This is a genomic window from Alcaligenes parafaecalis (assembly GCF_026344135.1).
Taxonomy (GTDB): domain Bacteria; phylum Pseudomonadota; class Gammaproteobacteria; order Burkholderiales; family Burkholderiaceae_B; genus Alcaligenes; species Alcaligenes parafaecalis.
On the sequence record NZ_JAPKNA010000001.1, the window covers coordinates 1,022,576 to 1,047,335 of the forward strand.

Consider the following 24,760-nt stretch of genomic DNA (forward strand, 5'->3'; position numbering starts at 1 on the left):
CACGCTGAAGGCGGCCCTGTGTTGCCAATGAATCGTTCTGCTCATGGCTGTTGCCCCACTGACAAACTGTCAGGCATCGCCAGCCACCCCAGACGTTCCTGCTCCGCCGGGCTGATCTGCCCACCTGGCCGGTTACCGTACAGGACCTGCACGGGCTGTCTGGGCGCCCCACCCTGTCCCAAACCCAGGATATCGGCCAGCTCACCACGCACCGCCGCCTGATGAGGGGTGTGATCATCAGGATTGCGCAGCAAGGCGCTGATACGACCATGCTGTCTGGCGGCCAGCAGTTTCAAGGCATCATCGGGGCCTACGTCCAGCGTGAGCGTGTTGTAGGCTTCTTTATCAAGACGATTCGATACCGTGCCTTCACCCGATTTCTGACCTGTCGCCAGCACCAGAACAGACTGCAATAAAGGGGCTGTCACCCGTCTTTGCCTGTCATCAAAGCTGACATAAATATCAATCAGATCCCCAGGCCGGATCAGACCCGATACCGAGCTGATGGCATCCACCGGTACGGTTAAAGCCCGTCGACCAGAAAGCAATTGCTGCGAAAAGTGACTGCTGGCTTCCTGCACGTGGGCCTTGCTGATCAAATCTCCCGCACGCAACGGCTGGCTCACTATCTGCCCGACCAAGCTTTCAAACTGGGCCGCATCCCAGCTATCGCTAGGGACCAGGTCTGCGGGATAAGCACGGGCCGCCAAATGTTCAGCTTGAAGCACGGTTCCTGCCGCCAAACTGGACGCAGCCACGACCCTGTCCAATTGCACGCGGTGCGCAGCCTGTCGCAAAGCCTCTTCCTGGCGGTCCAGATAGCGACTGCTCGTCCCTGCCGCCATCCCTCCCGCCAACAAGGCCAAAACCCCAAATCCCACCGTCGGATGGCGACATAGCCATAAGAATTTTGCACGAATCATGAGGCCTCCTTTTCACAAGCACGGCAAATCAGCAGCAAGTAGCGCTCCTGCCCATACTCCAGTTCCATCACATCCAGTTCGGCTGGACCCCTACGCCAAAAGCGCTCGCCCGCTTCAGATCCCCAAGCCTCGCGACGCAAGGCCTCTTGCCAGCCCGATTCCGCGATGAGCAACCAGCTTTGTGCCTGCCCCGGCTGTTCGTGTTGCCATAACACGGGACCTGAAACAGGTGCTTCAGCCAGGTTTAAAGACGGACTCATCCGCTGACTTTGCTCGGCCATACTCAACAATCCTGAACGAGGCTGGGCCTGCACACTGTCCAGCCATAAAACGCAGTTCTTGCTATCCTTTGCGCTCAAAAACACCCATTGCCCCTCTAACCTCATCGCGCCAAAGCTGGCACCACAAAAAGGCTCCAAACGCGAGGACAAGGCTTGCGGGCCCAGCTCTGTACTCAAAGCCCAGGAATGGACCGGCCCCACATCCGTCTGTGTAATCTGGCCTTGATCCCAACTGATCTGAGGATCTTTTATCGGTTCGGACAAACTCTGCGTCTTGGCAGGGACGGGGCTAAGCATCAGCAAGGTCATCAACAACAAAGCGAGCAACGGCTTCATAAGGCCCCCTTGTTAAGCTGATCAGGCACGAAGTCCTGCCATCGCCCCAACCAGTCCAGATCAGGCTGGGTTCTCCCCCACGCGCTATCCAAAGGCCTGGCTTGCCGTACCGTCTCGCGGGCGGCTGAGTGGCTGGATGATGCCGCCTTTTCCCACGCGGTAGCACTGCTTTCCAGACGCTGCCGGGTTTGCTGGGTGCTCGCCGCTTGCCCTGCACCGGCCCACAATTGTGATTGCCGATGAAGCTGCGTGCGCTTGGACAAGGCGCTTAACCAGCGAGGCCAGGGTACAGAAACGCGCGACTGTGCCGTCCAGGACCCACTCTGCAGGCTCAACAGCTCCCACTGCAAAGACTGGGCGGCAGAGGTGTCGGACTCCACAAAACGAACTGGCTCCAAACCGGGCGCAGGACTGAACACAGATGCCTGAGGTTTGCCTTGAGCGTCATGCATGAACAACGTCAAATGCGTGCTTTGCTGCATTTGCTGCAAGCGATACTGCTGCTGCATCAGCCAGCGGCCCGCCATAACCATCAGACCCAGTACCACGCCCAGCAAACAGGCCTCCACCAGAGCCATCCCCACTTGTCGCTGTGTCATGATCGGCGGCTCCCTGCATCCATCAGGCGTGCCTGCCAGAAAGGCAGAAACAAGCTGGGCCGGGTCTCATCGGACTGGGGACTATCAGGCGGTAAAGAGAAAAAAGATTGAGCCGCCGCACGGGTATGGACGGTCTGCCCTAAATGACCGTTTGCTTGCAAACTCAGGACCAAATCCGGGTCAGCACGCTGCACCGGATCAGCCAGGACATAGCCATCCACCCAGGCTCTTTGGCTCCAGGGTCGGGCATCACGGCGAGCCCAGGAATGCGCCACGGTATTGCCCTGGGCCGACAACAAAGAGCCATTCCCCTGCTCCATAGCCCATTTCCAGAAGCTCTGCCCTGAAAAGTCGTCTGGGGCTTCAATGCCTGAAGTCTGTGCGGGGGTCTGCAAGGCCCAGGCCATCGCGTATTCACGGAAGTAGCAACCTATCCAACGGTTGGATCGCACCATATGCATGGACTGCGTATCGGTGGAATGCCAGCGACCCGTGGTATCAAACTCGGTACGACCAGAGCGGCGTAAGCGATGACGCCACAAGGGACAGCGCCTGTCGACTCCCGGATAAGAGCGAGCCTCGTAATCTCGCGGGGCCAGAAAACCATACAAAGACACCAGATGTTCCAGTCCAGGTTGCCACTGCTGTTTCCCGGACTGCAAAAGCAGAAACTGCGGCCAACTATCCTGTTCAATCTGCCAGTTCAGGGCTTGAACCGGCCAGTCCGGCAAACTGCCCTCCAGAGTCGCTTGAATAATGGCGTGTCGACGTTGCGGCAAGCCCTGCACCAATTGCTGTTGTGCTTGGGCCAGCACCCCATGAATCACCTGCTGATGCCCCTGAAAAGCCTGCTCCAATGCCTCCTGATTGTCTCCTGCAGAACGCGCCTGGGTATACGCCAGGCCATGCGCCGAACCAAACATCATGGCGACCAGATGAGAGGGAGGGTTGGCTCGACGAGCCTGGCCTGACTGGGTCTGAGCAGCTCTGTCCCACGTTGCCATAGTCAGCAGATGACCCAGCGCCAATTGATGCCCGAGCTGCGCCCGATTGATATACGCCAGCAGATTCAGGGTACGAGCTTGCTCGGTTGCCGCCCCATAGGCCGCCGCATCCAGCACCAAGGACAAGCGCCCTTGTTGCTCTGCAATCTGGTTCACATGAAAGTAGCCGCCCCAGGCGACAGACAGAAGCGCCAGCGCAATCAGGCCCCAAGCCAGCGCGGCCCCGTCTTGATGATAATCGGGCTGCCTCATTGCGCATTGCCCGTAAAGGATTTGAGGCTCTTGGCACTGCCTTGAGCGGCGGCAGCAGAAGCCGCGGATTGGGCTTGTTGAGTCTGCTCGGAGCCGTCCTCGCCCGCCAGTTCCTTGGCCATGGCGGCGGTCTGGTTACGAATAACCTGACCAAAAGACTGATAAACGGCGATGGCTGCCACAGCGACCAAAGCCACAATAATCAAATACTCAACCATACCCTGGCCGCGCTGCCGCCTGATGAACTGTCTCATTGGAATCTCCCAAAAGTCAGTTCATAGTCTGCCCCTTGGCAGCGCACCAGAATATTCGCAGAAACCGAGCCGGATGGGCTTGTCCGGCTACGGTCTATGCGGCTATTTCATACAGCACTTGGCACCGTCAGCGTTACAAGGCCTGCAGGTCAAACACCAAGGTGCCTTCATTATTATTAAGCTGATTGGCAAACAAGCGTTCACTCTTGCCATCCAGTGCGGTATTGACCAGAAAACGTCGTCTGATATCGCTAAGCGACAGCTTCTCCGGGATGCGGTTTTCGCCAACCAGTTCCCAACTTTGCGTGTCGAACACTGCATAGGCTGCAGTGCCGCTGGCCAGTAATCTATGATTCGCCGCATCCAGGGTCAAACCCGCCGTAGGCGCTTCAATGTCGCGCAGGATACGGTTCGTTGAGAAGGTCTTGCCATCAATAACCCAGATAAAACCAAGATCTGTCACACCACTGACGATGATCTGATTGGCAGCTTCATCCACCACGATCTGGCGGGTGTGCACCGGCTCGCCCTTGCTGGTGACTTCCTCCGTACTCGTAACAAATACAGCCTTGGAAATCGGGCTGTACACCAGCTCGTAAATTCCCGGCGCAACTTCCCGCTGCAAGACGGCCTCTGACACCGGGGTAGATACGGCAGAAGTCGCCGCTACTTGCACGGGTGCGGTTTACCTGCTCAAACTGAAACAGTGCGATCGATGCATTCAGGCGTTTGTCCAGAAACTCACCCTTCAGACCCAGCTCCTTATTCGTACCTTTTACCGGGTCGAGCAAGGAGCCGTTGATGTCGCAATAACTTTGCGGCTTGAAAATACCAGTGTGGCTTGCATCGACCGAGTACGTGTCATTCAAGTCGTACACCAGGCCCCACGTAGGACACAAACTCGGCATCCGCCGAATAGTCCGTTTTGTAGTATTGCGACTTGGATTTGAACCAGCTCACACGTCCACCCAGTATGAGTTTCAGTGGGTCCGCGATATCAAAGCGTGCCGAGGCATAGAGTCCAAGTTCTTCCTTGTTCTCATCTACGTAGTAGGGATTCAGACCAAACCTTGGCTTGACCTGCGATGTGGGATTCCAGTTCTCCGGATCAAGCGGAATGTTGGCGGCTGAACTGCCATCCACCCGCTCACTTTCCTTGTTGGCATTGACTCCGATGGCAAAGTCATGATCGCGCCCGAACAAGGTCAAAAGACCATTTGCATTGACGTTGAACGCGTAATGCTTGTCACGCATATCCACGCTCTGGGTAAATTTGCGCAGTGCGCCGCCGGTATACCACGGGTAACTCGCAACGTAATCGGACTCGGCCCAGATACTCCCAGTCGCTGCCCAGAAAACCATGAGGCGACAAGTCGTAAAACGAGCCATCTGCACGGGTCGGAAATCCTCCCCAGCTAGAGCCCTCGTTATGTTGCCGCTGCCGCGACAAGCCCAGGCTCAGGGTGGTGGCTGGCGTAAGATCCACGTCCACCACGCCATATCAGCCGCATCATTGCTATTACCAAGTTTGCGGGGCAGCTAGCCCTGCAACCAGCCATGATGATGGCAATAGAGCGTTTCAACCGTCATCACGGATAGCTTGTCGGACATGGGAGTATTCATTGAAAACCTGGAGTCAGGCATGGAGACAAATAAGAATAAGTCTCAATTATCAATAAATTACTTCCGGCAGGCTAGATATACCTGTATCTGCACAGGCCTGGCTTTAGGCGACATCCTGGCGGACTATGGCTCGCACCCCACCTTGCTCTCAAACGACCCGATCTATCCCCAAATGAATGAACCCGCCTGGAGAGTCGTCTCCAGACGGGTTCATGACTAACGATTCAAACTGGGATCAGACCAGACGCACGTCTATGCTGCCCAGGCCGTCGATAGCCCCATGCATCACATCGCCACGTTCCACCGAACCTACACCGGCCGGGGTTCCTGTGAAGATGATGTCGCCAGGGACCAGCTCGAACAGGCCAGACAGATAAGCGATGGACTCAGCCACATTCCAGATCAACTGATTCAAATCGCCGGTCTGGCGGCGTTCGCCGTTGACGTCCAGAGTGATCGCACCTTGGGACAACTCGCCAATACGGCTGCGTGGCACCAGAGGGCCGGTCGGTGCGGAGTGGTCAAAGGCTTTGCCCACTTCCCAGGGACGACCGGCTTTTTTGGCTTGCGTCTGCAAATCCCGGCGGGTCATATCCAGACCCACCGCGTATCCCCACACACATTCAGCAGCCTGCTCCACGGTCAGATCACACCCGCCTTTGGACAAAGCTACGACGAGTTCGATCTCGTGATGCAGATCCTGGGTGCGGGACGGATATGGCATGTCGCAGACCTGGCCGGGCAGCACATTCAAAATGGAATCCGCCGGTTTGCAGAAGAAGAAAGGATCTTCGCGACCGGTAAAGCCCATTTCCTTAGCATGCTCGACGTAATTGCGGCCGACGCAATAAATGCGACGTACAGGAAAAACCTGCTCACTGTCCTGTACGTTCAGTGCCGCAATGGCTGGTGCGGGGATAACGGTATTCATTTTGCCTGGCCGTCAGCAAAGCGTTTGGCACCGTCTACCAGTTCTTTCTTGGCAGCTTCGATACCGTCCCAGCCCTTGACCTTGACCCATTTGCCTTTTTCGATATCTTTGTAGTGCTCGAAAAAGTGCTTGATGCGCTCCAGCTCTTCAGGCTGCAGATCGTCAGGCGACTGAACATTGCGGTACAAAGGGTACAGCTTGTCGGTAGGCACAGCCAGCAGCTTGGCATCACCACCGCCTTCGTCGTCCATGTGCAGCACGCCGATAGGACGGCAAGGGATCACAGCACCGATCTGGATTGGGAAAGGAGCAATCACCAGCACGTCAACGGGGTCGCCATCGTCCGAAATGGTTTGTGGAACGTAGCCGTAGTTGCAGGGGTAGTGCATGGCGGTCAGCATGAAGCGATCCACAAAAACCACACCGTTTTCGTCAACTTCGTATTTGACGGGGTCCGAGTTCATGGGGATTTCGATGACTACGTTGATCTCGTCGGGCAGTTTTTTGCCAGCAGGTACTTGGGCGAGGCTCATTCGTGCAAACCTTTAAAAATAAAAGAAATTAATCGTTGGAGCGTCGAGGACGGTCCGAAGTTTGAGAGAGATCGACCCCAGGGATGGGAGCCGTATCAAAGTAATCATCCAGATCCGAGGAGGAGCTCACGCTATCTTGCTCCGGTGTCGCAGCAGGAGGTACGGGCTCGGCGACCACAGGCAAGGGACGGCCATGATCGGGCAAGTCCTCGGCCACGACGCTGGCGGCATAGGTGTAATGCGGCAAATCGTCATCGTCCTGCGAAGGCAGACTGTCTGCGTCCGTGTGGCTAGGATCATGACGGGTATCCGCCGCAGGCAAAGCACGGCTGACTGCCAGGATAGGCAAGGTACCGGCCATGGACGCCGCCTTACGCCAGTAAGACACCGCTTCGTCATGGCGACCCAGGCTGTCGTACAAATTACCCAGCAATGCGTGATTACGCAGATCACCCTGAATTTTCAGGCTGCGCAGCAAATAATGTTCGCCCTGGCCCCACAACTGACTGGTCAGACACAAGTGACCCAAGGTGGACAGCAAGACCGGATTATTAGGCTGACTACGCAGCCATTCCTCGGCTTTGGCCAAACGGCGGCCCACAAACTCGGGGGGGCATTGCGCATAGGCTTCCAGCAAGCGAGCATCGAAGCTGGCGGCAATCGCAGGCTCCAGAATGCGACCGGCTTCTTCGTAATTGCCTTCTTGTTCCTGAATCAGGGCAGCTTCCAGGGCCACGCCGGGCAAGACTTTTTCTTCAGATTTCAGATCCGACCACAAGGCCTTGAACTGTTCTACACCGCCTGCACGCAAGCGTGCGGCAGCCGCAAACTCGATATGGCTGAGTGCCTCCTGGCGGTCAATGCCGCTGCGACGCACCAGCAAACGGGTCAACTCATAGACGCGCTCGGCATTGCCTTGCTGACGATAGGCACGCAACAGCAAACGGGTGGCATGCAGGTGACGCGAACTGGCATCTTGCAAGCCTTGCAGCAGCTCGATGGCCTCCTCTGTCCGGTTCTGATCCAGATACAGTTCGGCTGAGGCCACTGCGCTGGCTTCTTTCAAGCGTACATCGTCACCAGCGGCCGCACGAGCGGCAGCCAAAGCTTCGTCACGTTGTGCAATCTGACCTTGATAATGTGCGGCACGTGCAGCGGCCAAGCCAGCCACGACTTTGCTGGACTGCGAGCGGGTTTTGCTCATCAGCTTCATCATGTCTTTTTCGGCTTGTTCGTAACGCCCTTCCAGAATGCTGATCCAGCCTGTTTCCAGCAAGGTTTGATCGCGCCGTTGAGCGCGACGACCACGCCAAAGACGGAAACGCTCAGGACCGTCGCTGAACCACGCCAGAAGACGCAGCAAAACGTACAGAACAATGAACAGGCCCAGCGTGCACAGGACCACATAGGTCAACGAGGCACGAGCCAGATAATGCGGGGTCACCAGGTAGACGTTACCGGCGTGTTCACGCAGGACCAGTGCCAGGGCAACCGCGGCAATAAAAAGGATGAGGGTCCAGAACCAAGTACGCATACCTTACCCCTGCGCCTGAGCGGGCTGTTCCGTCTCGGTTTGAGCGGGAGCACCAGACTCAGTCTGTTCGCTAGCCGGAGCCGCTGGTTCCTGGCTGGCAGGCTCAGTGGATTGAGGAGGGTCGGACAAGATGTGATCGGTGTCCCCCGGCTCGCTCGTGCTGTCGTCCGCATTGTCCTGACTACGACCAGCCTGGGCCTGACGCAGGCTTTCAATCGCCGCCAAGGTGTTATTCACGGTAGGCAAACGAGCGCCGATGCGGGTGTCTTGCAATTGGCGGGTCAGGCGTAGTGCTTGCTGAACTTGGCCGGATTGCGTGTCAAAGCGCTTCTCCAGCGCCGTAGCCACGGCAGTCAACTCCGTCTGCCAGACGGCGGACTGATTCATCATCATGGCCAATTGCGCAGCCATAATGCGCAGACGCAGATTCTCACGCAGACGGGCAGCCTGATCGGGCGACATCAACAAGGCGGCAGCATCGTCAACACGGCGGATGGAGACAAACTGCCCCAGATCGTGGCTGACAGAACGCCAGGCGCTGCTGCCCCACTGCTCCACCGTGTTCCAGCTACGTTCCCACCATGGGGCATCGGCCGCCAACTCAGCAGGTTCCTGAACCTCGGACTGCAGGTCCAGCGCTTCGGTATTAGCGCCACCCGCAACGTCATCAGGCACCAGCAAAGGTGCTTCCGAGACGTAACGCGACAAGGTATCCAGTTGACGGGACAAAGAGGCCACATCAACCGTAGCCGCTGCACGCAAGCGCTCCAGATCGCCATTCAGGGTCTGTTGCAAAGAGGCCAGTCCCACGCGATTGGCGCGCGCCAACTGCGCCTGGGCCGCTTCCAGAGAAACGATGGCATTGGCCACATTGCCACCCAGCATCAATTGTTGCTGGGCAATCGTGGCCAGGTGATCAATATCATTCAACAAAACCAATTCCGACCCGCTGTCCGTCATGGTCTGGAACGCCTGGCTCAGATCATGGAACTGTTCGGTGGAATCGTTAAAGGATTTTTCCAACTGCGCCAGCTTGTCGGACTGACGCTGTGCCAGGGCCAGGGCTTGCTGCGCGGTCTGGCGCGCCTGCTCCGTGGTACTGACGTTGGTCGCCAACTGCGCTTGCAGTTCAGCTTTATGCTTTTCCAGAATCGAGTTCTGATACCAAAGACCGGCAGCGGCCAGAACCACCACAACAGCCGTCAGGGCATAGGCCGGACCCGCGCCACTTTTACGCTTTTGAGGCGCGGTGGTGCTGTTTTCAGGTTCGGAATACGGACGAGGTGCCGTTGTATTGGCTGGGCTGGAAATGGGAGTCTCCGGTTCGCTTGCGGATGCGTTCTCTGTTTTATCGTTCATGGCAAGATTGTAATCCGTGTGAGGCTAATCGCGCGAGAGCACCGCCATCAAGGCAGCGACAATGTCATCATCGTCTGGTGTACACCTTTTTACCATTGGTGGCGCTGCGATTCCAGCTTGCAGCAATAAGGACTGTAAATGTTCCTCAATACGCGGATGAATGACCACATAGGCGCATTGCGCCCAACTATCCATCAAACCCAGCCGCTTTGCATTGGCAAAAACCGCATCAGCACTTTGGGAGCTGCTTAGCAGAACGGCCAGGCGGCCCGCCTGCAAACTGTCACGAATTTGGCGGCCCTGCTCCGGGCTCCACTGCGCGGCGTTGCGCTGATACATGGCCAGGCGCTGGACCTGAACTCCGTGGTCTTCCAGACGCTGCCCCAACCATTCGCGACCGCTATGGCCTCGCACAATCAGAACCCGCGCCAGATGCCCGAGCCTGGGCTCCAGGACCGCCCACAAAGCCTCTGAGTCCTGTAAGGAATCAAGCGCTTCGGGGTACAGCACGTCCTCGGATGCAACGCCCTCCTGGGCGCGCAAACAGGCTGCCGTCGCCAGGCCGACGGCAGCTAGCAGGACACCGTTGGGCCAGCTCTGGCCACGTGCCCGCAGAGCGTCAAAATAGAAATTGACAGCGCTGCTGCTGACAAAAAGCACCAGGTCACAATCCTTGGGATCTTGCCATTGCTCCTGGGTAAGCGCTTGCGCTTCCAAGGTCAGGGCGGGGAAAACCAAAGAAGAAAAACCCTGCGCGGCCAGGGCAGCCGACAGGGTTTCATTCCGTCCCGCCGGGCGGGTCAGTAATACACAAGGCAGGTTCATGCCGATTTATTGGCCTTCTGACGACTGTTCCGTCAGCAAGCGATCCAGGATAGCCTGGGCACCTTGCTGCTTCAGATCCTCTGCCAGGGACAGGCCCAAATCTTCAGCCTGTTTAGCTGAACCGCGAATTTGCGCCCGGTATACCGTCGATCCGTCAGGCTCGGCAACCAGACCGCTCAGGCTCAGTTGCTCGCCGTCCAGGGTGGCGTAGGCAGCCAAGGGCACTTGACAGGAACCACCCAGAGCACGCGACACGGCACGCTCGGCCAAGGCACACACATGGCTGGTGTCATGGCTCAAGGGAGCCAGCCATTGCGCCACATCGGTGCGAGTCTTGAGGATTTCAATTCCCAAGGCCCCTTGCCCGGCAGCAGGCAAGCTGTCGTCAACAGAGATGTAATCGCGAATACGTTCGGCCAACTCCAGACGGCGCAAACCGGCCGAAGCCAGAATAATGGCGTCGTAATCGCCTCGATCCAGCTTGGACAAGCGCGTTTGCACATTGCCACGCAGCGGACGGATATCCAGATGCGGGTAACGCTCACGAATCTGGGATTCACGGCGCAAGCTGGATGTGCCTACGATGGCACCAGCAGGTAAAGCCGCAAGATTGGTATAAGTATTGGAAACAAAAGCATCGCGTGGGTCGTCCCGTTCCATGATGATGGGCAAGTCAAAAGACTCGGGCAGGACCACCGGCACGTCTTTCAAGGAGTGCACGGCCAGATGGGCGCGGCCATCCAGCAAGGCAGTTTCCAATTCTTTGACAAACAGACCCTTGCCGCCGACCTTGGACAAGGTGCGGTCCAGAATCTGGTCACCACGGGTAGTCATTTCCAGCAAAGACACCTTGCACTGCGGGTACAACTGCTGCAGACGGTCGCGAACATGCTTGGCTTGCCACAAGGCCAGTTGACTGGCGCGTGTGGCAATAACCAATTCCTGAGGGGTACAAGCCACAGCGGTCATGCAGCAAAGTAGCGCACGATGGCTGCTGCAACAATACCGATAATGGCCAGGAGCCCTAAGCCTTGCAGCAGGGACAAACCACCTTCCTGGCCTTTGGCGTCGGAGGATTTAAAAAATGCCATAGAACTATGCTTCCTTGATAGAGCCTTTACGGTGCGCCAGCCATTTGCCCAGCGCAATCACTAATAAGGCACAAACAATCTCGATCCCGAGTTTAACAGGCTGGGGCTGGACGCCAAATTGATTTTCCACAATCTTGTCCGTGACAAGCATGCCGCCTGCAATCCAGCCCAGCAAGGCGCCCCCCAAGGTAACCACGATGGGGAAACGATCAATCAACTTCAGAACCAGCGTGCTGCCCCAGACAATAATGGGGACACTTAGCAATAAACCAAAGATCACATAGCCTAGTTGATGGTCCAGATGCGCGTTTTGTGCTGCACCGGCAATGGCAATGACGTTATCCAGGCTCATCACAAAATCGGCAATGATGATGGTTTTCACCGCCGCCCAGATCGTGCCGCCACCTTGAATATTGCCGTGCTCATCGTCTTCAGGCATCAACAACTTGACGCCGATCCACAAGAGCAGCAGGCCGCCCACCACTTTCAGGAATGGCAGATCCAGCAGGGTCAAGGCAAAGAAAATCAGGATGACGCGCAGAAAAATCGCGCCGACCGTCCCCCACATGATGCCTTGCATACGCTGCTGCTTGGGCAGGTTGCGACAGGCCAGTGCAATCACGACGGCATTGTCACCGCCGAGCAAAATATCAATCAGTACAATTTGAAACAGTGAACCCCAATGCAGGGTTTGGAGGAATTCAATCATTTCGTTCCCGTGTGGCTAATCGTTAGCTCTCTTCCCAGCCGCTGGACAAACATTCTTTTTTTGTCGCCGGGCCGTCCCAAGACAACAATGCCCCTTAAAGCAGCAAACTAATCCTAGCCTGTGCAACATGGGGGGCTTCTTTTTTTACGTCATTCGTTTCAGCATCATCAGGCTGGCCAGATTCGGGAAGGAATGCGCCGGAACAGGTGTTTTCTTGACGAAACCGGCTGGCCAATCTGCTCTGGCTGCCAGGCAGCCAGACAAAGAACCCGCCGAAGCGGGTTCCGTACTACATCTTACAGCGCCAATTTGAGCAATTTGCCCATTTCGGATGGGTTGCGAGTGGTACGAATACCGCAAGCTTCCATGACTTCCAGTTTGGCATCGGCCGTGTCGGCACCACCGGAGATCAGGGCACCAGCGTGACCCATGCGTTTTCCGGGAGGGGCTGTAACGCCAGCGATAAAGCCAACAACAGGCTTGGTCATATTGTCTTTAGCCCACAAAGCCGCGTTGACTTCGTCTGGACCGCCGATCTCGCCAATCATGATAACGGCATCGGTATCAGGATCGTCGTTGAACATCTTCAGCACGTCGATGTGCTTCAGACCGTTGATTGGGTCGCCACCGATACCGACAGCCGAGGATTGCCCCAGGCCCAGTTCAGTGACTTGAGCAACCGCTTCGTAAGTCAGCGTGCCGGAGCGGCTGACCACACCGATGCGGCCCTTGCGGTGAATGTGGCCGGGCATGATACCAATCTTGATCTCGTCAGGCGTGATCAGACCGGGGCAGTTCGGGCCCAACAGCAAGGTTTTGCGGTTTTCAGCGCGCATGCGGTTGCGAACTTCCAGCATGTCGCGAACAGGGATGCCTTCGGTAATGCAGATAACCAGGTCCAGGTCAGCTTCAACAGCTTCCCAGATGGCAGCAGCAGCACCTGCGGGTGGAACGTAGATAACCGACACAGTCGCGCCAGTTTCAGCCTTGGCGTCGGACACGGAAGCGTAGATAGGCACGCCTTCGAAATCCTCACCAGCACGCTTGGGGTTCACGCCAGCCACAAAGGCTTCCATGCCGTTACCGTACTCGCGGCACATGCGGGTGTGGAACTGGCCGGTCTTGCCGGTGATCCCTTGCGTGATGACTTTAGTGTCTTTATTGATCAGAATCGACATTTGCTAATCCTCAACCTTTTCTTACTTGGCGGCAGCGACAACAGCAGTCGCCGCTTCGGCCATGGTGTCAGCACTGATGATGGGCAGACCGGAATCGGCCAGCATTTTCTTGCCCAGCTCTTCGTTGGTACCCTTCATGCGTACAACCAAAGGCACGTTCAGGTTGACGGCCTTGCACGCAGCGATCACGCCTTCAGCGATCACGTCGCAGCGCATGATGCCGCCGAAAATGTTAACCAGAATGGCTTTGACGCCCTTGTTGGCCAGCATGATCTTGAAGGCTTCGGTTACTTTCTCGGCCGTAGCGCCACCGCCCACGTCCAGGAAGTTGGCAGGCTCGCCGCCAAACAGCTTGATGGTGTCCATGGTTGCCATGGCCAGACCAGCACCGTTCACCAGGCAGCCGATATTGCCGTCCAGTTGGATGTAGGCCAGATCGTATTTGCTGGCTTCAACTTCAGCAGGATCTTCTTCAGCCAGGTCGCGGAAAGCCACGATATCTGGATGACGGAACAAGGCGTTGCTATCGAAGTTGAACTTGGCGTCCAGAGCGATGATATCGCCCGAGCCGGTCAGGATCAGAGGGTTGATCTCGGCCAGTTCAGCATCCGTTTCGGTGTAGCACTTGTACAGCTTCTGGAATTCAGCAACGGCTTTCTCGATGGAAGCGTCAGGAACGCCAATGCCACGAGCCAGCTTGGTGGCTTGCTCGTTGGTCAGGCCAACAGCAGGATCCACGAATTCTTTCAGAATGGCGTCGGGGTTACGCTCGGCCACTTCTTCAATTTCCATACCGCCTTCGCGGGAAGCCATGACGGCAACGCGTTGGGTAGCACGGTCGGTAACGATACCAACGTAGTATTCCTTCTGGATGTCAGCACCCTCTTCCACCAGCAGACGGCCTACTTTCTGGCCTTCTGGACCGGTTTGGTGAGTGATCAACTGCATGCCCAGGATTTCCGAGGCCAGTTGACGCACTTCGTCCATCGAGCGAGCCAGCTTGACGCCACCACCCTTACCACGGCCACCGGCGTGAATCTGGGCTTTGACAACCCACACAGAGCCACCCAGCTCCTGCGCAGCTGCAACCGCTTCATCGACGGAGAAGGCAGGAATTCCGCGTGGCACGGCAACGCCAAACTGCTTAAGCAGTGCTTTGCCCTGATATTCGTGAATTTTCATGTGATACCTGTCAGTCTAAAAACACAATAAAAAAGAAGGCAGGAACCCAAAGCCTAAGCCCGAGACCTGACTGAAACAAAAAAACTAATCCACCCCGTCTGTCACTTTAGGTCGATACCAGACGGGATAAAATTCCTCAACCACGGGACCGCTCAACCGCAAGGCGTGACAGCCGTCCAGATGGAACGGCTGCTTATCGGTGCGATAAATCTCTGATTCCCCACTGCTGCGACGCCGGCCAGCCATGGTCTGCACGGCGGCCGTTGGCAAAACCTGCGCCAACTCGCTCATGTGCGTACAGCCTGCCGAACGTCCAAAGCGTTCTTTGACACCCTGACGAAACTGTTTCAGCAAATTCAGGCCCACCAATTTCTGGTAGGCGTCCGAGATGGACGAACAGTTGTCCTGGTAAGGGGCCGCATCGTAAACCGCCACGGCATCCACAATGGCAAAGCTGCTGTCGATGGTGACACGCAGGTGCATCAAGTGGACGGGGTCACCTGCCTTATGGGTCTGGCCATTGCGAATGGGAAAGTCGTAAGACTTCACATCCAGCAACGAGGCCTCCAGATCCCAGAGGCCATCTTCCCGTGCAAACGACTGTACCGTGATGGTACGTGTATGCAGTGGTTCACGGGCAACGGACGGCGGAGGCAAAGGCATTGATATGAACGAGGCGGCAAGATTGAAACCGATCAAGTATAACGCACCTCGTATGTTCCGTATCAGCCCCTTACATAATCCGTCAGCGCTCTCAACGCAGGCCAAACACAGGATTAATGCGGTACTGAGCCTGCGATCAGCCAGAGGCGCATGAAAAAAACGACCACCTGATGGGCGGTCGTTTTTATCCGGGTGAGCAAATCGAGCAGCAAGATTCAAAACACCCCACCCAAGCACTTGACCCGGGCTGGGTGTTTTAAGCCTGCACTACTCTTGGGCAGCAGCGCGCAAGGTCCTGGCCGCATCAACCATGGCAAGCAAGGACGCATCGGTTTCCGCCCAGCCACGGGTCTTCAAACCGCAGTCCGGATTGACCCACAAACGGTCAGCAGGCAAGCGTTTGGCCGCCTCACCCATCAAACGCACCATCCAGTCCTTGTCCGGCACATTGGGCGAATGGATGTCATACACGCCGGGACCGATATCGTTGGGGTACTCGAAGTGTTCAAACGCGTCCAGCAACAACATATTGGAGCGCGAGGTTTCAATCGTGATCACATCCGCATCCATATCGGCAATCGACTGCATGATGTCGTTGAATTCGGAATAGCACATATGGGTATGAATCTGCGTCTCCTCAGACACGGCGCTGGTGGACAGGCGGAAACAATCCACCGCCCAATCCAGGTAGGCTTGCCAATCACCCTGACGAAGGGGCAGGCCCTCGCGGAAAGCAGGTTCGTCCAACTGAATCACTCGAATACCGGCCTGCTCCAGATCGGAGACCTCGTCACGCAATGCCAGCGCCAACTGACGGCAAGTATCTGCACGCGGCTGATCGTCGCGCACAAAAGACCACTGCAACATGGTCACCGGCCCCGTCAACATGCCCTTGACCGGACGCTCGGTCAGGGATTGGGCGTAGGACGACCAGGCCACGCTCATGGGTGCCACGCGCAGCACATCCCCAAAAATAATGGGGGGCTTCACGCAACGTGAACCGTAGCTTTGCACCCACCCGTTCTGTGTGAAGGCAAAGCCGCCCAGCAGTTCACCGAAATACTCCACCATATCGTTGCGTTCGGCTTCCCCATGCACAAGAACGTCCAGACCAATGCGCTCCTGGAAACGAATGACCTGTTCAATTTCGGCCTGCATGGCTTTCTCATAAGCCGAATCGCTTAAAGAGCCTCCACGCCAATCTCGACGAGCACTGCGGATTTCGGTGGTCTGAGGAAAAGAACCAATCGTGGTGGTGGGGTAAGCAGGCAATTTCAATTTGTTGCGCTGGGCTTGGGCACGCTGGGCAAAAGGAGCCCGCTGGCGTTGAACCTGATCGATCCTGGCCATTTGGGCCTGCACTGAGGGGTTATGCGTGCGTCGGGACTCACGGCGAGTTTTCAATGCCAGCGCCTGGGCCTGGACCGCCTGCTTGCCCGCCTCGTCCAAGGTGCCATCAAGCAGCCCTTGCAGCAGCGCCAACTCATCCAGCTTCTGCACCGCAAAGGACAACCAGCTCTTTAATTCTGCATCCAGACCTGTTTCACTTTGCACATCAACAGGGATATGCAAGAGTGAACACGACGGCGCAATCCACAGACGCTCTCCCAAGGCGGCCTTCAAGGGCTGCAGGGTTTGAGCTACTTTTTCCAAATCCGTACGCCAGATATTGCGACCCGAGATCACCCCGGCAGACAGCACTTGGTCTGGCCCCAACACGGCCTTCACTGCGAGCAAGGCATCTGGAGCGCGGACAGCATCGATATGCACGCCTGCAAGCGGCAAATCTTTAAGCACCGCGACATTTTCACGCAGATCATCAAAGTACGTTGCTAACAACACGTTCAAACCGGCCTGGTTCAAACTTTGATATACACGGTGGAAGGCATCTTGCCACTCCTGGGGCAAATCCAGCACCAGGATAGGCTCATCAATTTGCACCCACTCCACACCTTGATCTTTAAAACGAGCCAGCACTTGCTCGTAAACCGGCAGCAAAGCATCCAGCAAAGCCAGCTTGCCCGGGTCGGCCAAGCCTGTGTAGGCATCGCCTTTGCCCAACCACAACCAGCTCAACGGGCCAGGGATGACAGGCTTGACCTTATGTCCCAGCGCCTTGGCCTCTTCAATCTGCTCAAACAGAAACTCACGTGCAATACGGAAGGTTTGGCCAGGAGTGAACTCAGGCACGATGTAGTGGTAATTAGTATCGAACCACTTGGTCATTTCACACGCGGCGGCAGGCGTACCACTGGGTGCACGACCGCGAGCCATGCGAAACAAGGTGTCCAGCGACACAGGGGCATGATCGGCCTGCGCAAAACGAGCGGGAACCACGCCCAGCAAGGTGCTCCACTCCAGAATCTGGTCATACCAGGCAAAATCGCCCACCGGAACCATATTCAGGCCTGCCTTGCTCTGCAGGGCCCAATGATGGGCGCGCAAGGCCTTGCCAGTTTCCAATAATTCTTCCTGGCTGACCTGACCGGCCCAGTAAGCCTCCAGGGAGCGCTTCAATTCGCGCTGCGCACCCATACGGGGAAAACCCAGATTATGAATAATAGTCATAGTAAACCCCACAAATTAGCCATATGAGCGCCGTACCAGGCGGATGAAAGCTATTGTGCCTGTATACTTACTTGAAAAAAAATCAAATACACCATGCTAATCATGAGTTTTATTCAACATGCTTGAAATCCGACATCTCGAGACCCTGAGCGCTATCCGCGACAGCGGCAGCTTGCAAGAAGCCGCCGAGCGATTGCATGTGACGCAATCCGCCTTGTCGCATCAATTACGCGATCTGGAAGTGCGGCTGCAAGTGCAATTACTGAACCGCCGCACCCGCCCTGCTCGCCTGACCACCGCCGCTTTGCGCATTCTGATGCTGGCCGATGACATCTTGCCGCGCGTGCGAGCAACCGAGCGCGACTTGCAGCGTCTGGCAGCGGGACGCACCGGACGTCTTCATGTCGCAATTGATTGCCACTCCTGCTTTCAATGGCTGATGCCTGCGCTGGATGCCTTCAGGCAGCAATGGCCAGATGTCACGCTGGACTTGAGCGCCGCGTTTTCGTTTGCGCCCTTGCCAGCCTTGTTGCGCGGTGATCTGGACGTGGTGATTACCTCCGACCCGCAAGACAATCCGGCCGTACACTACGAGCCCCTGTTTCGCTACGAGCTGGTGCTCGCTGTTTCCAGCCAGCACCCCTTGTCGCAATATCGCTATATAGAGCCGTTCCAACTGACAGATCAGGTCTTGATTAGCTATCCGGTCGAACGCAATCGTCTGGATATCTTCACGCAGTTTTTGACCCCAGCCGATGTGGAGCCCGCTGCTATTCGGCAGGCCGAGCTGACGCCCATGATCGTGCAACTGGTTGCCAGCCAACGTGGTGTGACAGCATTGCCAAACTGGGCCTTGACGGAGTTCTTAAACCCGGCCTCGATCCGCACTTGCCGTTTGGGAGAGCATGGCATCTGGCGCACGCTTTATGCCACGGTGCGCAGCGAGGATTTACAGGCGGATTATGTGCAAGCCTTTTTGGCACAGGCACGTGAGACCTGCTTCAAAAGTCTGCAAGGGATTGTGGCGGCTCAGCCTTGAACCATTCAGCAATAGCATAGCTAACTGATAAACAGCGATTGAAGTAGAGGAGATAGGCAGGCTGCTGATTCAAGCCGGATCGTCTTCCCAGTCGCCCAATATCTGCTGCAAGATACGGCCCGAAAAACCACGACTGGCCATGAAGCGATATTGCTTGGCGTAGTTGCGGGCATCTTCAGGCGGCGCGCTGAATTTTTTGCCCCACACTTGCTTGGCGCGCTCCAGCTCGGTCGCCATTAATTCTTCTTTGATTACTTCAGTCTGGTGTACATCCACACCATGCTGGCGCAGCTCTTGCAAAATGACTCGGGTGCCCACCCGTGAAGCACGGCGGTTAACTACGCTATGAGCAAACCGTTCGTTGGAGAGCCATTTTTGTTCGACTAAGGTGTCGAGCAAGGCTTCGACTTCTTCCGCGCTTTCCGCGTGGGCTGCCAAGCGGCGGCCCAACTCCAGGCGGGAATACTCGCGTCGAGACAGGAAATTCAAGGCCCTGGCTTTTAAAGACAGCCCGGGCCGTTTGGATGCTGCTTTCTTTTCAGAACCAGGGGACTCGCTTGAGTCGCCCTCTACGCGGCTGCCCGCCCGGGTGGGCTGGGCAGACAGCGCAGCGATACGCCCCCTTTGAGCCTGTTTGCGTTCCCGGATTTCCTCCGGGTCCGTCTCAAAGGGTTCATCATCGAACTCTGGGGGGAAAATCAGGCCTCTCCCTCGGGTGCCGCAGCGGCAGCAGGAGCAGCACTAGCGGGACGGCTGACAGCGGCGCTCATCAAGGCAACACCCAGCTTTTCGCGAACCTTGTTTTCGATTTCACGTGCCAACTCGGGACGCTCTTTCAGGTATTCGCGCACATTGTCTTTACCCTGACCAATGCGGTTGCCGTCGTAGCTGTACCAGGCACCGGCCTTATCGACCACAGCCGTCTGCACGCCCAGGTCGATAATTTCGCCTTCACGGGAAATACCGCTGCCGTACATGATGTCGAACTCGGTTTGCTTGAAGGGAGGCGCAACCTTGTTCTTGACCACTTTAACGCGGGTTTCGTTACCGACCATTTCGTCGCCACGCTTGATGGAACCGATACGGCGAATATCCAGACGCACGGAGGAGTAAAACTTCAGTGCGTTACCACCAGTAGTGGTTTCAGGGTTGCCGAACATGACGCCAATCTTCATACGAATCTGGTTAATGAAGATAACCATGCAATTGGCGCGCTTGATGGTTGCCGTCAATTTACGCAAGGCCTGGCTCATCAGGCGGGCTTGCAGACCGGGCAAGGAATCGCCCATATCGCCTTCGATTTCAGCCTTGGGAGTCAGGGCAGCCACCGAGTCGATCACGATCAGGTCAACCGAACCGGAGCGCACCAGGGCTTCGGTAATTTCCAGAGCCTGTTCGCCAGTATCGGGCTGAGAGATCAGCAGATCGCCCAGGTTCACACCCAGTTTTTGGGCGTACTGCACATCCAGCGCGTGTTCGGCATCAATAAAGGCGCAGGTGCCTTTGAGCTTTTGCATCTCTGCAATCACTTGCAGGGTCAGCGTGGTTTTACCCGAGGACTCCGGGCCATAAATTTCAATAACGCGACCGCGCGGCAAGCCACCGACGCCCAAGGCAATGTCCAGACCCAAGGAACCCGTAGAGACCACCTGGATGTCATGCTCGACGTTGTCGTCGCCATAACGCATGATCGAGCCTTTGCCGAACTGCTTTTCGATTTGCGTCAGAGCGGCGGCCAGCGCTTTGGAACGTTCCGAGGCCACTGCTTTGCTATTTTTATCGTCCATGAAAAATCCTTGACTGTGGAATGGCGCCCCAACGGACGGGCACGGCAATTAAAAATCAAACCTAATTATTGCATCAAATTATACTGTATATATACACAGATATTCAAATAAATTAACTAGGCGCCATCGTTATCCCCTACTGACCAGGCTTACAGCCTTATGCAACAATGCCAAACAGCCGTTAAATCACTTGTTTGTGTAGGGTCATGCGCATACTCATAGCCGAAGACGACAGTATTCTCGCGGATGGACTTTCTCGCTCCTTACGCTACGAAGGCTATGCGGTCGATGTGGTGCACGACGGCGATAGCGCCGACTCGGCCTTGCAACTGCAAAGCTTCGACCTTCTGATCCTGGATCTGGACCTGCCCAAAAAGCCCGGCCTGTCGGTGCTGCAGTCCATACGCCAACGCCAGGACAGCCTGCCCGTTCTGATTCTGACTGCCAGCGACACGGTAGAACAACGCGTACGTGGCCTGGATCTGGGCGCGGACGACTACATGTCCAAACCCTTTGCCCTGACTGAACTGGAAGCCCGCGTGCGCGCCCTGACGCGTCGCAGTACCGGCACCAGCAGCGCCTTGCTGCATCACAAACGGCTTAGCTTTGATCTGAAAGGCCGCATGGCCTATATAGATAATCAGCCTCTGGAACTGTCGGCCCGCGAAACCAGCTTGCTGGAGATTTTCCTGTCACGCAGTGGCCGCATGATCAGCAAGAACCAGTTTGTGGACCTGCTCTGTGAGTGGGGTGAAGAAGTTACCCCTAACGCCATCGAAGTCTATATCCACCGCCTGCGCAAAAAACTGGAACCCAGCGGAGTCCGTATTCTGACCGTACGTGGCCTGGGCTACTGTCTGGAACCCGAGAAACTGCGAGAAGACGCTCCAGCCTAAGGGATCGTCCATGCAGCACGCTACACCACCCGCCGAATCCAGCAACACCCGCCCGCCCCCCAAGAGCAAGCGCGTGGTACCGCGCCCGTTAATCCACAAGATCATGATCTGGATTTTCGGGCCCTTGTTCTTGCTCTGGACGATCGGGATTGTCATTACCTATTTCATCGCCCAGCACATCGCCAACTCGCCCTATGACCGCACCTTGCGCGATCACCTGGACTTGCTGCGCGTGGAAATCAGCCAGCAGGACGTCAGAGAACCTATTCATTTATCGCACGGGGCTCAAACCATTTTGCGGCAAGAAAGCCCGACGCCTACCCTGTGGCAAATCCGGGATGCCAATGGCGAGCCTATCGCGGGCAATGCCAATTTGCCAGTGCCCGACAGTTGGAGCTATGACACCGACCTGGTGCGCTACCGGGACGTCGCCCTGGACGAACAAAGCCTGCGACTGGCCTATATCTGGGGCGGCAAGGACAAAAACGACACGCCCTTCCTGGCAGTTGCAGCCGAAACCAATGAACATAGAGCGGTTCTACACAGAGAAATTCTGATCGGGATGCTGACACCGCAATTCATTCTGGTGCCGCTGGCGGCCATGCTGGCGGGCCTGGGGCTGACACATGGTCTGGAGCCGCTGAACCTGCTGCAGGCACGCTTGCGTGCCCGTGCGCCAGGTGATCTTTCACCTGTGGACCAGGAGCAGGCTCCGGCAGAAATTGTGCCGCTTATTGACGCCATGAATGGCTTGTTGGCTCGACAAGCGCAGTTCTCAGCCACGCAACGCCAGTTTGTGGCGAATGCGGCGCATCAATTGAAAACACCGCTGGCGGGGATACGCACCCAGGCTGAACTGGCACTACGCGAGCGCGACCCCAAACAAACCGAGGCCAGTCTGCAACAACTGGTGCGCGGCACTGACCGTGCCACGCGTCTGGTCACACAAATGCTGGCACTGGCCCGCGCCGAAAGCAGTGATGCGCTCTACGCCCCCACCAAGCAAACGCTGGATCTGAACACCCTGACCGAGCTGCACGTTGGCCAGCGCGTTCCCGATGCCTTGAAACTGGGGCTGGACCTGGGTCTGGAGAACAGCTCCAAAGCCATCCTTTTGCAAGCCGACCCGGTTTTGCTGGATGAGCTGATCAACAACTTGCTGGACAACGCCCTGATCTACACACCGGCTGGCGGCTGGATCACCATGCGCACGGGCCAGACACAAGGCAAGGGCTGGCTAGAAATTGAAGACAATGGCCCCGGTATTCCAGCCGAGCATCAGGCACGAATTTTTGACCGCTTTTACCGCATCATGGGCAATCAGGCAGACGGTAGCGGTTTGGGGCTGGCCATTGTGCGAGAGATTGCCGATATTCACGGCGCCTCTATCGACTTTATGCCACTAAGTTCAGGCCAGGAGAGCGGCCTGCGTTTGCGCGTCAGTTTTCCACTGTCTTTGCCTTGGAGGGCCTGAACCGATGTCCCAGACCATCACCGGCCCCGCCCTCCCCAAGACCAAGAACAAGCTGGATGCCCAAGGCCGCAAGGTTATTTTTGCCTCGGCCCTGGGCACCATGTTTGAGTGGTACGATTTTTACCTGTACGGCTCCATGGCCGCCATTCTGGCCCAGCACTTTTTTTCTGCAGTAAATCCTACGGCTGGCTTTATCTTTGCCTTGCTGGCCTTTGCCGCCGGTTTTGCCGTCCGCCCGTTTGGCGCCTTGCTTTTTGGCCGCATTGGCGACCGCGTCGGTCGCAAATACACCTTTCTGATCACCATCTTGCTGATGGGTCTGTCCACCTTTCTGGTGGGCGTACTGCCCAGCTATGAAGCCATTGGTATTGCCGCCCCCATCATGCTGATTGTCTTGCGCTTGCTGCAAGGTCTGGCGATGGGCGGGGAGTATGGCGGGGCCGCGACCTATGTGGCTGAATATGCGCCGCAGCACCGCCGCGGCTTTTACACAAGCTGGATTCAAACCACCGCCTCGGTCGGTTTGCTCTTGTCCCTGCTCGTCATTATGGGCATACGCAGCCTGGTGGGTGAGGAGGCCTTTATCGTCTGGGGCTGGCGTATTCCCTTTCTGATTTCCGTCTTTCTACTGGCTATTTCCGTATGGATACGGATGAACCTGAAAGAATCCCCGGCCTTTCAGCACATCAAGGAAGAAGGCACGCTATCGACCTCGCCCATTACCGAGTCCTTTGGTCGCTGGGCCAATCTGCGCATGGCCTTGCTGGCCCTGTTCGGGCTGACGGCAGGCCAAGGGGTAGTGTGGTACACGGGGCAGTTCTACGCCTTGTTTTTCATCACACAAATGCTGGGTTTGCACGCCACGCTGGCCCAAACCCTGATGGTGATTTCACTGCTCCTGGCCACCCCGCTCTTTATCTTTTTTGGCTGGCTGTCAGATCAGATCGGGCGCAAACCCATCATTCTGACAGGTTGTTTGCTGGCCGCCCTGACCTATTACCCAGTCTTCCAGGGCCTGGCCTATTTTGCCAACCCCGCCCTGGTCCAGGCTCAACGCAACGCCCCGGTCACCGTCATTACTGACCCGGCCAGTTGTTCCTTCCAGTTCAATCCGGTAGGCAGCCATACCTTCACCAGTTCCTGCGATATCGTGAAGTCCTATATGGCCAGCCATGCCGTCAGCTACAACAACGTCAAAGGTTCACCCGGCCAGGTGGCCCAGGTGCGCATTGGCGAGCATGTGATTGATGGTTTTGAAGGCGGACACCTTAGCCGCGCCGAATTTGCCCAGCACTCGCAAGAACTTAGAAATGAGCTGACCGAGACCATGCGCCTTTATGGCTACCCGAACGGTGCCGACCCCGCCCAAATCAATAAAGTGATGCTGGTTGTCTTGCTGACCTATCTGGTGGGGCTGGTCACGGCGGTCTATGGCCCCATTGCCGCCATGCTGGTGGAGATGTTCCCGATTCGCATCCGCTACACCTCCATGAGCTTGCCCTATCACATTGGCAACGGCTGGTTTGGGGGCTTTTTGCCCACCCTGTCCTTTGCCATGATTGCCGTTACTGGCAATATTTATGATGGTTTGTGGTACCCCATCCTGATCTGTCTGGTGACTGTCGCGATTGGCGCGCCGTTCGTGCGCGAGACCCGCCATAACGATATCAATCGTTAGCGACATCATGCACGCCAGCCCGTCGCGCCTGTCATTTTTTG

The 24,760-nt window shown here is 56.6% G+C and carries 26 protein-coding genes and 1 pseudogene; 4 read left to right on the top strand and 23 right to left on the bottom strand.

Going from position 1 to position 24,760, the window contains the following annotated elements; genetic code table 11:
- Positions 1 to 41: 41 nt before the first annotated feature.
- The 21 genes and pseudogenes from cpaB to metE form a co-directional block, all read right to left on the bottom strand.
- Positions 42 to 923, bottom strand: a complete 882-nt coding sequence (gene cpaB, locus OSH09_RS04775; RefSeq protein WP_266120324.1) for a Flp pilus assembly protein CpaB — start codon at positions 921 to 923, stop codon at positions 42 to 44.
- The gene (locus OSH09_RS04780; RefSeq protein ID WP_266120325.1) at positions 920 to 1,540 is read right to left on the bottom strand and encodes a hypothetical protein; all 621 of its coding nucleotides are present in this window, start codon (positions 1,538 to 1,540) and stop codon (positions 920 to 922) included. Before OSH09_RS04780 ends, cpaB begins: the two co-directional genes overlap by 4 nt.
- Entirely contained in the window at positions 1,537 to 2,139 is a 603-nt protein-coding gene (locus OSH09_RS04785) for a pilus assembly protein TadE (protein WP_266120326.1), read from the bottom strand. The genes OSH09_RS04780 and OSH09_RS04785 overlap by 4 nt, the downstream gene beginning before the upstream one ends.
- Positions 2,136 to 3,395: a hypothetical protein gene (locus OSH09_RS04790; protein ID WP_266120327.1), complete on the bottom strand. Its 1,260-nt coding sequence runs from the start codon at positions 3,393 to 3,395 to the stop codon at positions 2,136 to 2,138. The genes OSH09_RS04785 and OSH09_RS04790 overlap by 4 nt, the downstream gene beginning before the upstream one ends.
- Complete coding sequence (locus OSH09_RS04795; RefSeq protein WP_009462197.1) at positions 3,392 to 3,649, bottom strand: hypothetical protein; 258 nt, start codon at positions 3,647 to 3,649, stop codon at positions 3,392 to 3,394. Before OSH09_RS04795 ends, OSH09_RS04790 begins: the two co-directional genes overlap by 4 nt.
- A gap of 133 nt (positions 3,650 to 3,782) precedes the next feature.
- Positions 3,783 to 4,325 (bottom strand): hypothetical protein, encoded by a 543-nt coding sequence (locus tag OSH09_RS04800; protein ID WP_266120328.1) that lies wholly within the window; start codon positions 4,323 to 4,325, stop codon positions 3,783 to 3,785.
- Between the two features lie 64 nt (positions 4,326 to 4,389).
- Positions 4,390 to 4,557: pseudogene (locus tag OSH09_RS18335) on the bottom strand (hypothetical protein); the annotation flags it as partial.
- Positions 4,511 to 5,011 (bottom strand): TonB-dependent receptor domain-containing protein, encoded by a 501-nt coding sequence (locus OSH09_RS04805; RefSeq protein WP_323178733.1) that lies wholly within the window; start codon positions 5,009 to 5,011, stop codon positions 4,511 to 4,513. The gene OSH09_RS04805 and the pseudogene OSH09_RS18335, both read right to left, overlap by 47 nt.
- Positions 4,896 to 5,135 carry a hypothetical protein gene (locus tag OSH09_RS04810; RefSeq protein ID WP_266120330.1) on the bottom strand — a complete coding sequence of 80 codons (240 nt, stop codon included), beginning with the start codon at positions 5,133 to 5,135 and terminating at the stop codon, positions 4,896 to 4,898. The genes OSH09_RS04805 and OSH09_RS04810 overlap by 116 nt, the downstream gene beginning before the upstream one ends.
- A 372-nt stretch (positions 5,136 to 5,507) precedes the next feature.
- Positions 5,508 to 6,203, bottom strand: a complete 696-nt coding sequence (locus OSH09_RS04815) for a fumarylacetoacetate hydrolase family protein (protein WP_266120331.1) — start codon at positions 6,201 to 6,203, stop codon at positions 5,508 to 5,510.
- Positions 6,200 to 6,736: an inorganic diphosphatase gene (ppa, locus tag OSH09_RS04820; RefSeq protein WP_222667186.1), complete on the bottom strand. Its 537-nt coding sequence runs from the start codon at positions 6,734 to 6,736 to the stop codon at positions 6,200 to 6,202. Before ppa ends, OSH09_RS04815 begins: the two co-directional genes overlap by 4 nt.
- 28 nt (positions 6,737 to 6,764) lie before the next feature.
- The gene (locus OSH09_RS04825; protein ID WP_266120332.1) at positions 6,765 to 8,270 is read right to left on the bottom strand and encodes a heme biosynthesis HemY N-terminal domain-containing protein; all 1,506 of its coding nucleotides are present in this window, start codon (positions 8,268 to 8,270) and stop codon (positions 6,765 to 6,767) included.
- A 3-nt stretch (positions 8,271 to 8,273) separates the two neighbouring features.
- On the bottom strand, positions 8,274 to 9,629 hold the full coding sequence (locus OSH09_RS04830; protein ID WP_266120333.1) for a uroporphyrinogen-III C-methyltransferase: 1,356 nt from the start codon (positions 9,627 to 9,629) through the stop codon (positions 8,274 to 8,276).
- A gap of 24 nt (positions 9,630 to 9,653) precedes the next feature.
- Positions 9,654 to 10,454, bottom strand: coding sequence for a uroporphyrinogen-III synthase (locus OSH09_RS04835; protein ID WP_266120334.1), 801 nt, complete (start codon positions 10,452 to 10,454; stop codon positions 9,654 to 9,656).
- 6 nt (positions 10,455 to 10,460) lie between these two features.
- Positions 10,461 to 11,423, bottom strand: a complete 963-nt coding sequence (hemC, locus tag OSH09_RS04840) for a hydroxymethylbilane synthase (protein ID WP_266120335.1) — start codon at positions 11,421 to 11,423, stop codon at positions 10,461 to 10,463.
- The gene (locus tag OSH09_RS04845; RefSeq protein ID WP_266120336.1) at positions 11,420 to 11,545 is read right to left on the bottom strand and encodes a hypothetical protein; all 126 of its coding nucleotides are present in this window, start codon (positions 11,543 to 11,545) and stop codon (positions 11,420 to 11,422) included. Before OSH09_RS04845 ends, hemC begins: the two co-directional genes overlap by 4 nt.
- 4 nt (positions 11,546 to 11,549) lie before the next feature.
- Positions 11,550 to 12,254, bottom strand: coding sequence for a TerC family protein (locus OSH09_RS04850; protein ID WP_207875028.1), 705 nt, complete (start codon positions 12,252 to 12,254; stop codon positions 11,550 to 11,552).
- Between the two features lie 296 nt (positions 12,255 to 12,550).
- On the bottom strand, positions 12,551 to 13,432 hold the full coding sequence (gene sucD / locus OSH09_RS04855; RefSeq protein ID WP_207875029.1) for a succinate--CoA ligase subunit alpha: 882 nt from the start codon (positions 13,430 to 13,432) through the stop codon (positions 12,551 to 12,553).
- A gap of 21 nt (positions 13,433 to 13,453) precedes the next feature.
- Positions 13,454 to 14,614, bottom strand: a complete 1,161-nt coding sequence (gene sucC, locus OSH09_RS04860; RefSeq protein WP_207875030.1) for an ADP-forming succinate--CoA ligase subunit beta — start codon at positions 14,612 to 14,614, stop codon at positions 13,454 to 13,456.
- Between the two features lie 84 nt (positions 14,615 to 14,698).
- On the bottom strand, positions 14,699 to 15,277 hold the full coding sequence (locus OSH09_RS04865; RefSeq protein ID WP_222667181.1) for a DUF2889 domain-containing protein: 579 nt from the start codon (positions 15,275 to 15,277) through the stop codon (positions 14,699 to 14,701).
- A 267-nt stretch (positions 15,278 to 15,544) separates the two neighbouring features.
- On the bottom strand, positions 15,545 to 17,845 hold the full coding sequence (metE, locus tag OSH09_RS04870) for a 5-methyltetrahydropteroyltriglutamate--homocysteine S-methyltransferase (RefSeq protein ID WP_266120337.1): 2,301 nt from the start codon (positions 17,843 to 17,845) through the stop codon (positions 15,545 to 15,547).
- A 118-nt stretch (positions 17,846 to 17,963) separates the two neighbouring features.
- On the opposite strand from metE, the gene OSH09_RS04875 reads away from it, so the two are divergent.
- Positions 17,964 to 18,884, top strand: coding sequence for a LysR family transcriptional regulator (locus OSH09_RS04875; protein WP_207875033.1), 921 nt, complete (start codon positions 17,964 to 17,966; stop codon positions 18,882 to 18,884).
- Between the two features lie 69 nt (positions 18,885 to 18,953).
- Here the strand turns inward: OSH09_RS04875 and recX are convergent, their stop codons facing one another.
- The gene (recX, locus tag OSH09_RS04880; RefSeq protein ID WP_323178735.1) at positions 18,954 to 19,499 is read right to left on the bottom strand and encodes a recombination regulator RecX; all 546 of its coding nucleotides are present in this window, start codon (positions 19,497 to 19,499) and stop codon (positions 18,954 to 18,956) included.
- 83 nt (positions 19,500 to 19,582) lie between these two features.
- Positions 19,583 to 20,671, bottom strand: a complete 1,089-nt coding sequence (recA, locus tag OSH09_RS04885; RefSeq protein WP_207875034.1) for a recombinase RecA — start codon at positions 20,669 to 20,671, stop codon at positions 19,583 to 19,585.
- 206 nt (positions 20,672 to 20,877) lie between these two features.
- Here recA and OSH09_RS04890 point away from each other — a divergent pair, with 206 nt between their 5' ends.
- Genes OSH09_RS04890 through OSH09_RS04900 form a run of 3 tightly spaced genes read left to right on the top strand, consistent with a single transcriptional unit; the run spans position 20,878 to position 24,719 of the window.
- Positions 20,878 to 21,567, top strand: a complete 690-nt coding sequence (locus OSH09_RS04890; RefSeq protein WP_207875035.1) for a response regulator transcription factor — start codon at positions 20,878 to 20,880, stop codon at positions 21,565 to 21,567.
- 10 nt (positions 21,568 to 21,577) lie between these two features.
- Positions 21,578 to 23,041: a sensor histidine kinase gene (locus OSH09_RS04895; RefSeq protein ID WP_266120338.1), complete on the top strand. Its 1,464-nt coding sequence runs from the start codon at positions 21,578 to 21,580 to the stop codon at positions 23,039 to 23,041.
- 4 nt (positions 23,042 to 23,045) lie between these two features.
- Positions 23,046 to 24,719, top strand: coding sequence for an MFS transporter (locus OSH09_RS04900; RefSeq protein ID WP_266120339.1), 1,674 nt, complete (start codon positions 23,046 to 23,048; stop codon positions 24,717 to 24,719).
- Positions 24,720 to 24,760 lie beyond the last annotated feature (41 nt).

Coding starts and splice junctions, on each gene's coding strand:
- OSH09_RS04790 (WP_266120327.1), bottom strand. CDS start 3,395: ATGAGGCAGCCCGATTATCATCAAGACGGGGCCGCGCTGGCTTGGGGC.
- recA (WP_207875034.1), bottom strand. CDS start 20,671: ATGGACGATAAAAATAGCAAAGCAGTGGCCTCGGAACGTTCCAAAGCG.
- ppa (WP_222667186.1), bottom strand. CDS start 6,736: ATGAGCCTCGCCCAAGTACCTGCTGGCAAAAAACTGCCCGACGAGATC.
- OSH09_RS04895 (WP_266120338.1), top strand. CDS start 21,578: ATGCAGCACGCTACACCACCCGCCGAATCCAGCAACACCCGCCCGCCC.
- sucC (WP_207875030.1), bottom strand. CDS start 14,614: ATGAAAATTCACGAATATCAGGGCAAAGCACTGCTTAAGCAGTTTGGC.
- OSH09_RS04780 (WP_266120325.1), bottom strand. CDS start 1,540: ATGAAGCCGTTGCTCGCTTTGTTGTTGATGACCTTGCTGATGCTTAGC.
- OSH09_RS04900 (WP_266120339.1), top strand. CDS start 23,046: ATGTCCCAGACCATCACCGGCCCCGCCCTCCCCAAGACCAAGAACAAG.
- OSH09_RS04865 (WP_222667181.1), bottom strand. CDS start 15,277: ATGCCTTTGCCTCCGCCGTCCGTTGCCCGTGAACCACTGCATACACGT.
- hemC (WP_266120335.1), bottom strand. CDS start 11,423: ATGACCGCTGTGGCTTGTACCCCTCAGGAATTGGTTATTGCCACACGC.
- OSH09_RS04795 (WP_009462197.1), bottom strand. CDS start 3,649: ATGAGACAGTTCATCAGGCGGCAGCGCGGCCAGGGTATGGTTGAGTAT.
- OSH09_RS04850 (WP_207875028.1), bottom strand. CDS start 12,254: ATGATTGAATTCCTCCAAACCCTGCATTGGGGTTCACTGTTTCAAATT.
- OSH09_RS04845 (WP_266120336.1), bottom strand. CDS start 11,545: ATGGCATTTTTTAAATCCTCCGACGCCAAAGGCCAGGAAGGTGGTTTG.
- OSH09_RS04830 (WP_266120333.1), bottom strand. CDS start 9,629: ATGAACGATAAAACAGAGAACGCATCCGCAAGCGAACCGGAGACTCCC.
- OSH09_RS04785 (WP_266120326.1), bottom strand. CDS start 2,139: ATGACACAGCGACAAGTGGGGATGGCTCTGGTGGAGGCCTGTTTGCTG.
- sucD (WP_207875029.1), bottom strand. CDS start 13,432: ATGTCGATTCTGATCAATAAAGACACTAAAGTCATCACGCAAGGGATC.
- OSH09_RS04805 (WP_323178733.1), bottom strand. CDS start 5,011: ATGGTTTTCTGGGCAGCGACTGGGAGTATCTGGGCCGAGTCCGATTAC.
- OSH09_RS04875 (WP_207875033.1), top strand. CDS start 17,964: ATGCTTGAAATCCGACATCTCGAGACCCTGAGCGCTATCCGCGACAGC.
- OSH09_RS04835 (WP_266120334.1), bottom strand. CDS start 10,454: ATGAACCTGCCTTGTGTATTACTGACCCGCCCGGCGGGACGGAATGAA.
- OSH09_RS04815 (WP_266120331.1), bottom strand. CDS start 6,203: ATGAATACCGTTATCCCCGCACCAGCCATTGCGGCACTGAACGTACAG.
- OSH09_RS04825 (WP_266120332.1), bottom strand. CDS start 8,270: ATGCGTACTTGGTTCTGGACCCTCATCCTTTTTATTGCCGCGGTTGCC.
- metE (WP_266120337.1), bottom strand. CDS start 17,845: ATGACTATTATTCATAATCTGGGTTTTCCCCGTATGGGTGCGCAGCGC.
- cpaB (WP_266120324.1), bottom strand. CDS start 923: ATGATTCGTGCAAAATTCTTATGGCTATGTCGCCATCCGACGGTGGGA.
- OSH09_RS04890 (WP_207875035.1), top strand. CDS start 20,878: ATGCGCATACTCATAGCCGAAGACGACAGTATTCTCGCGGATGGACTT.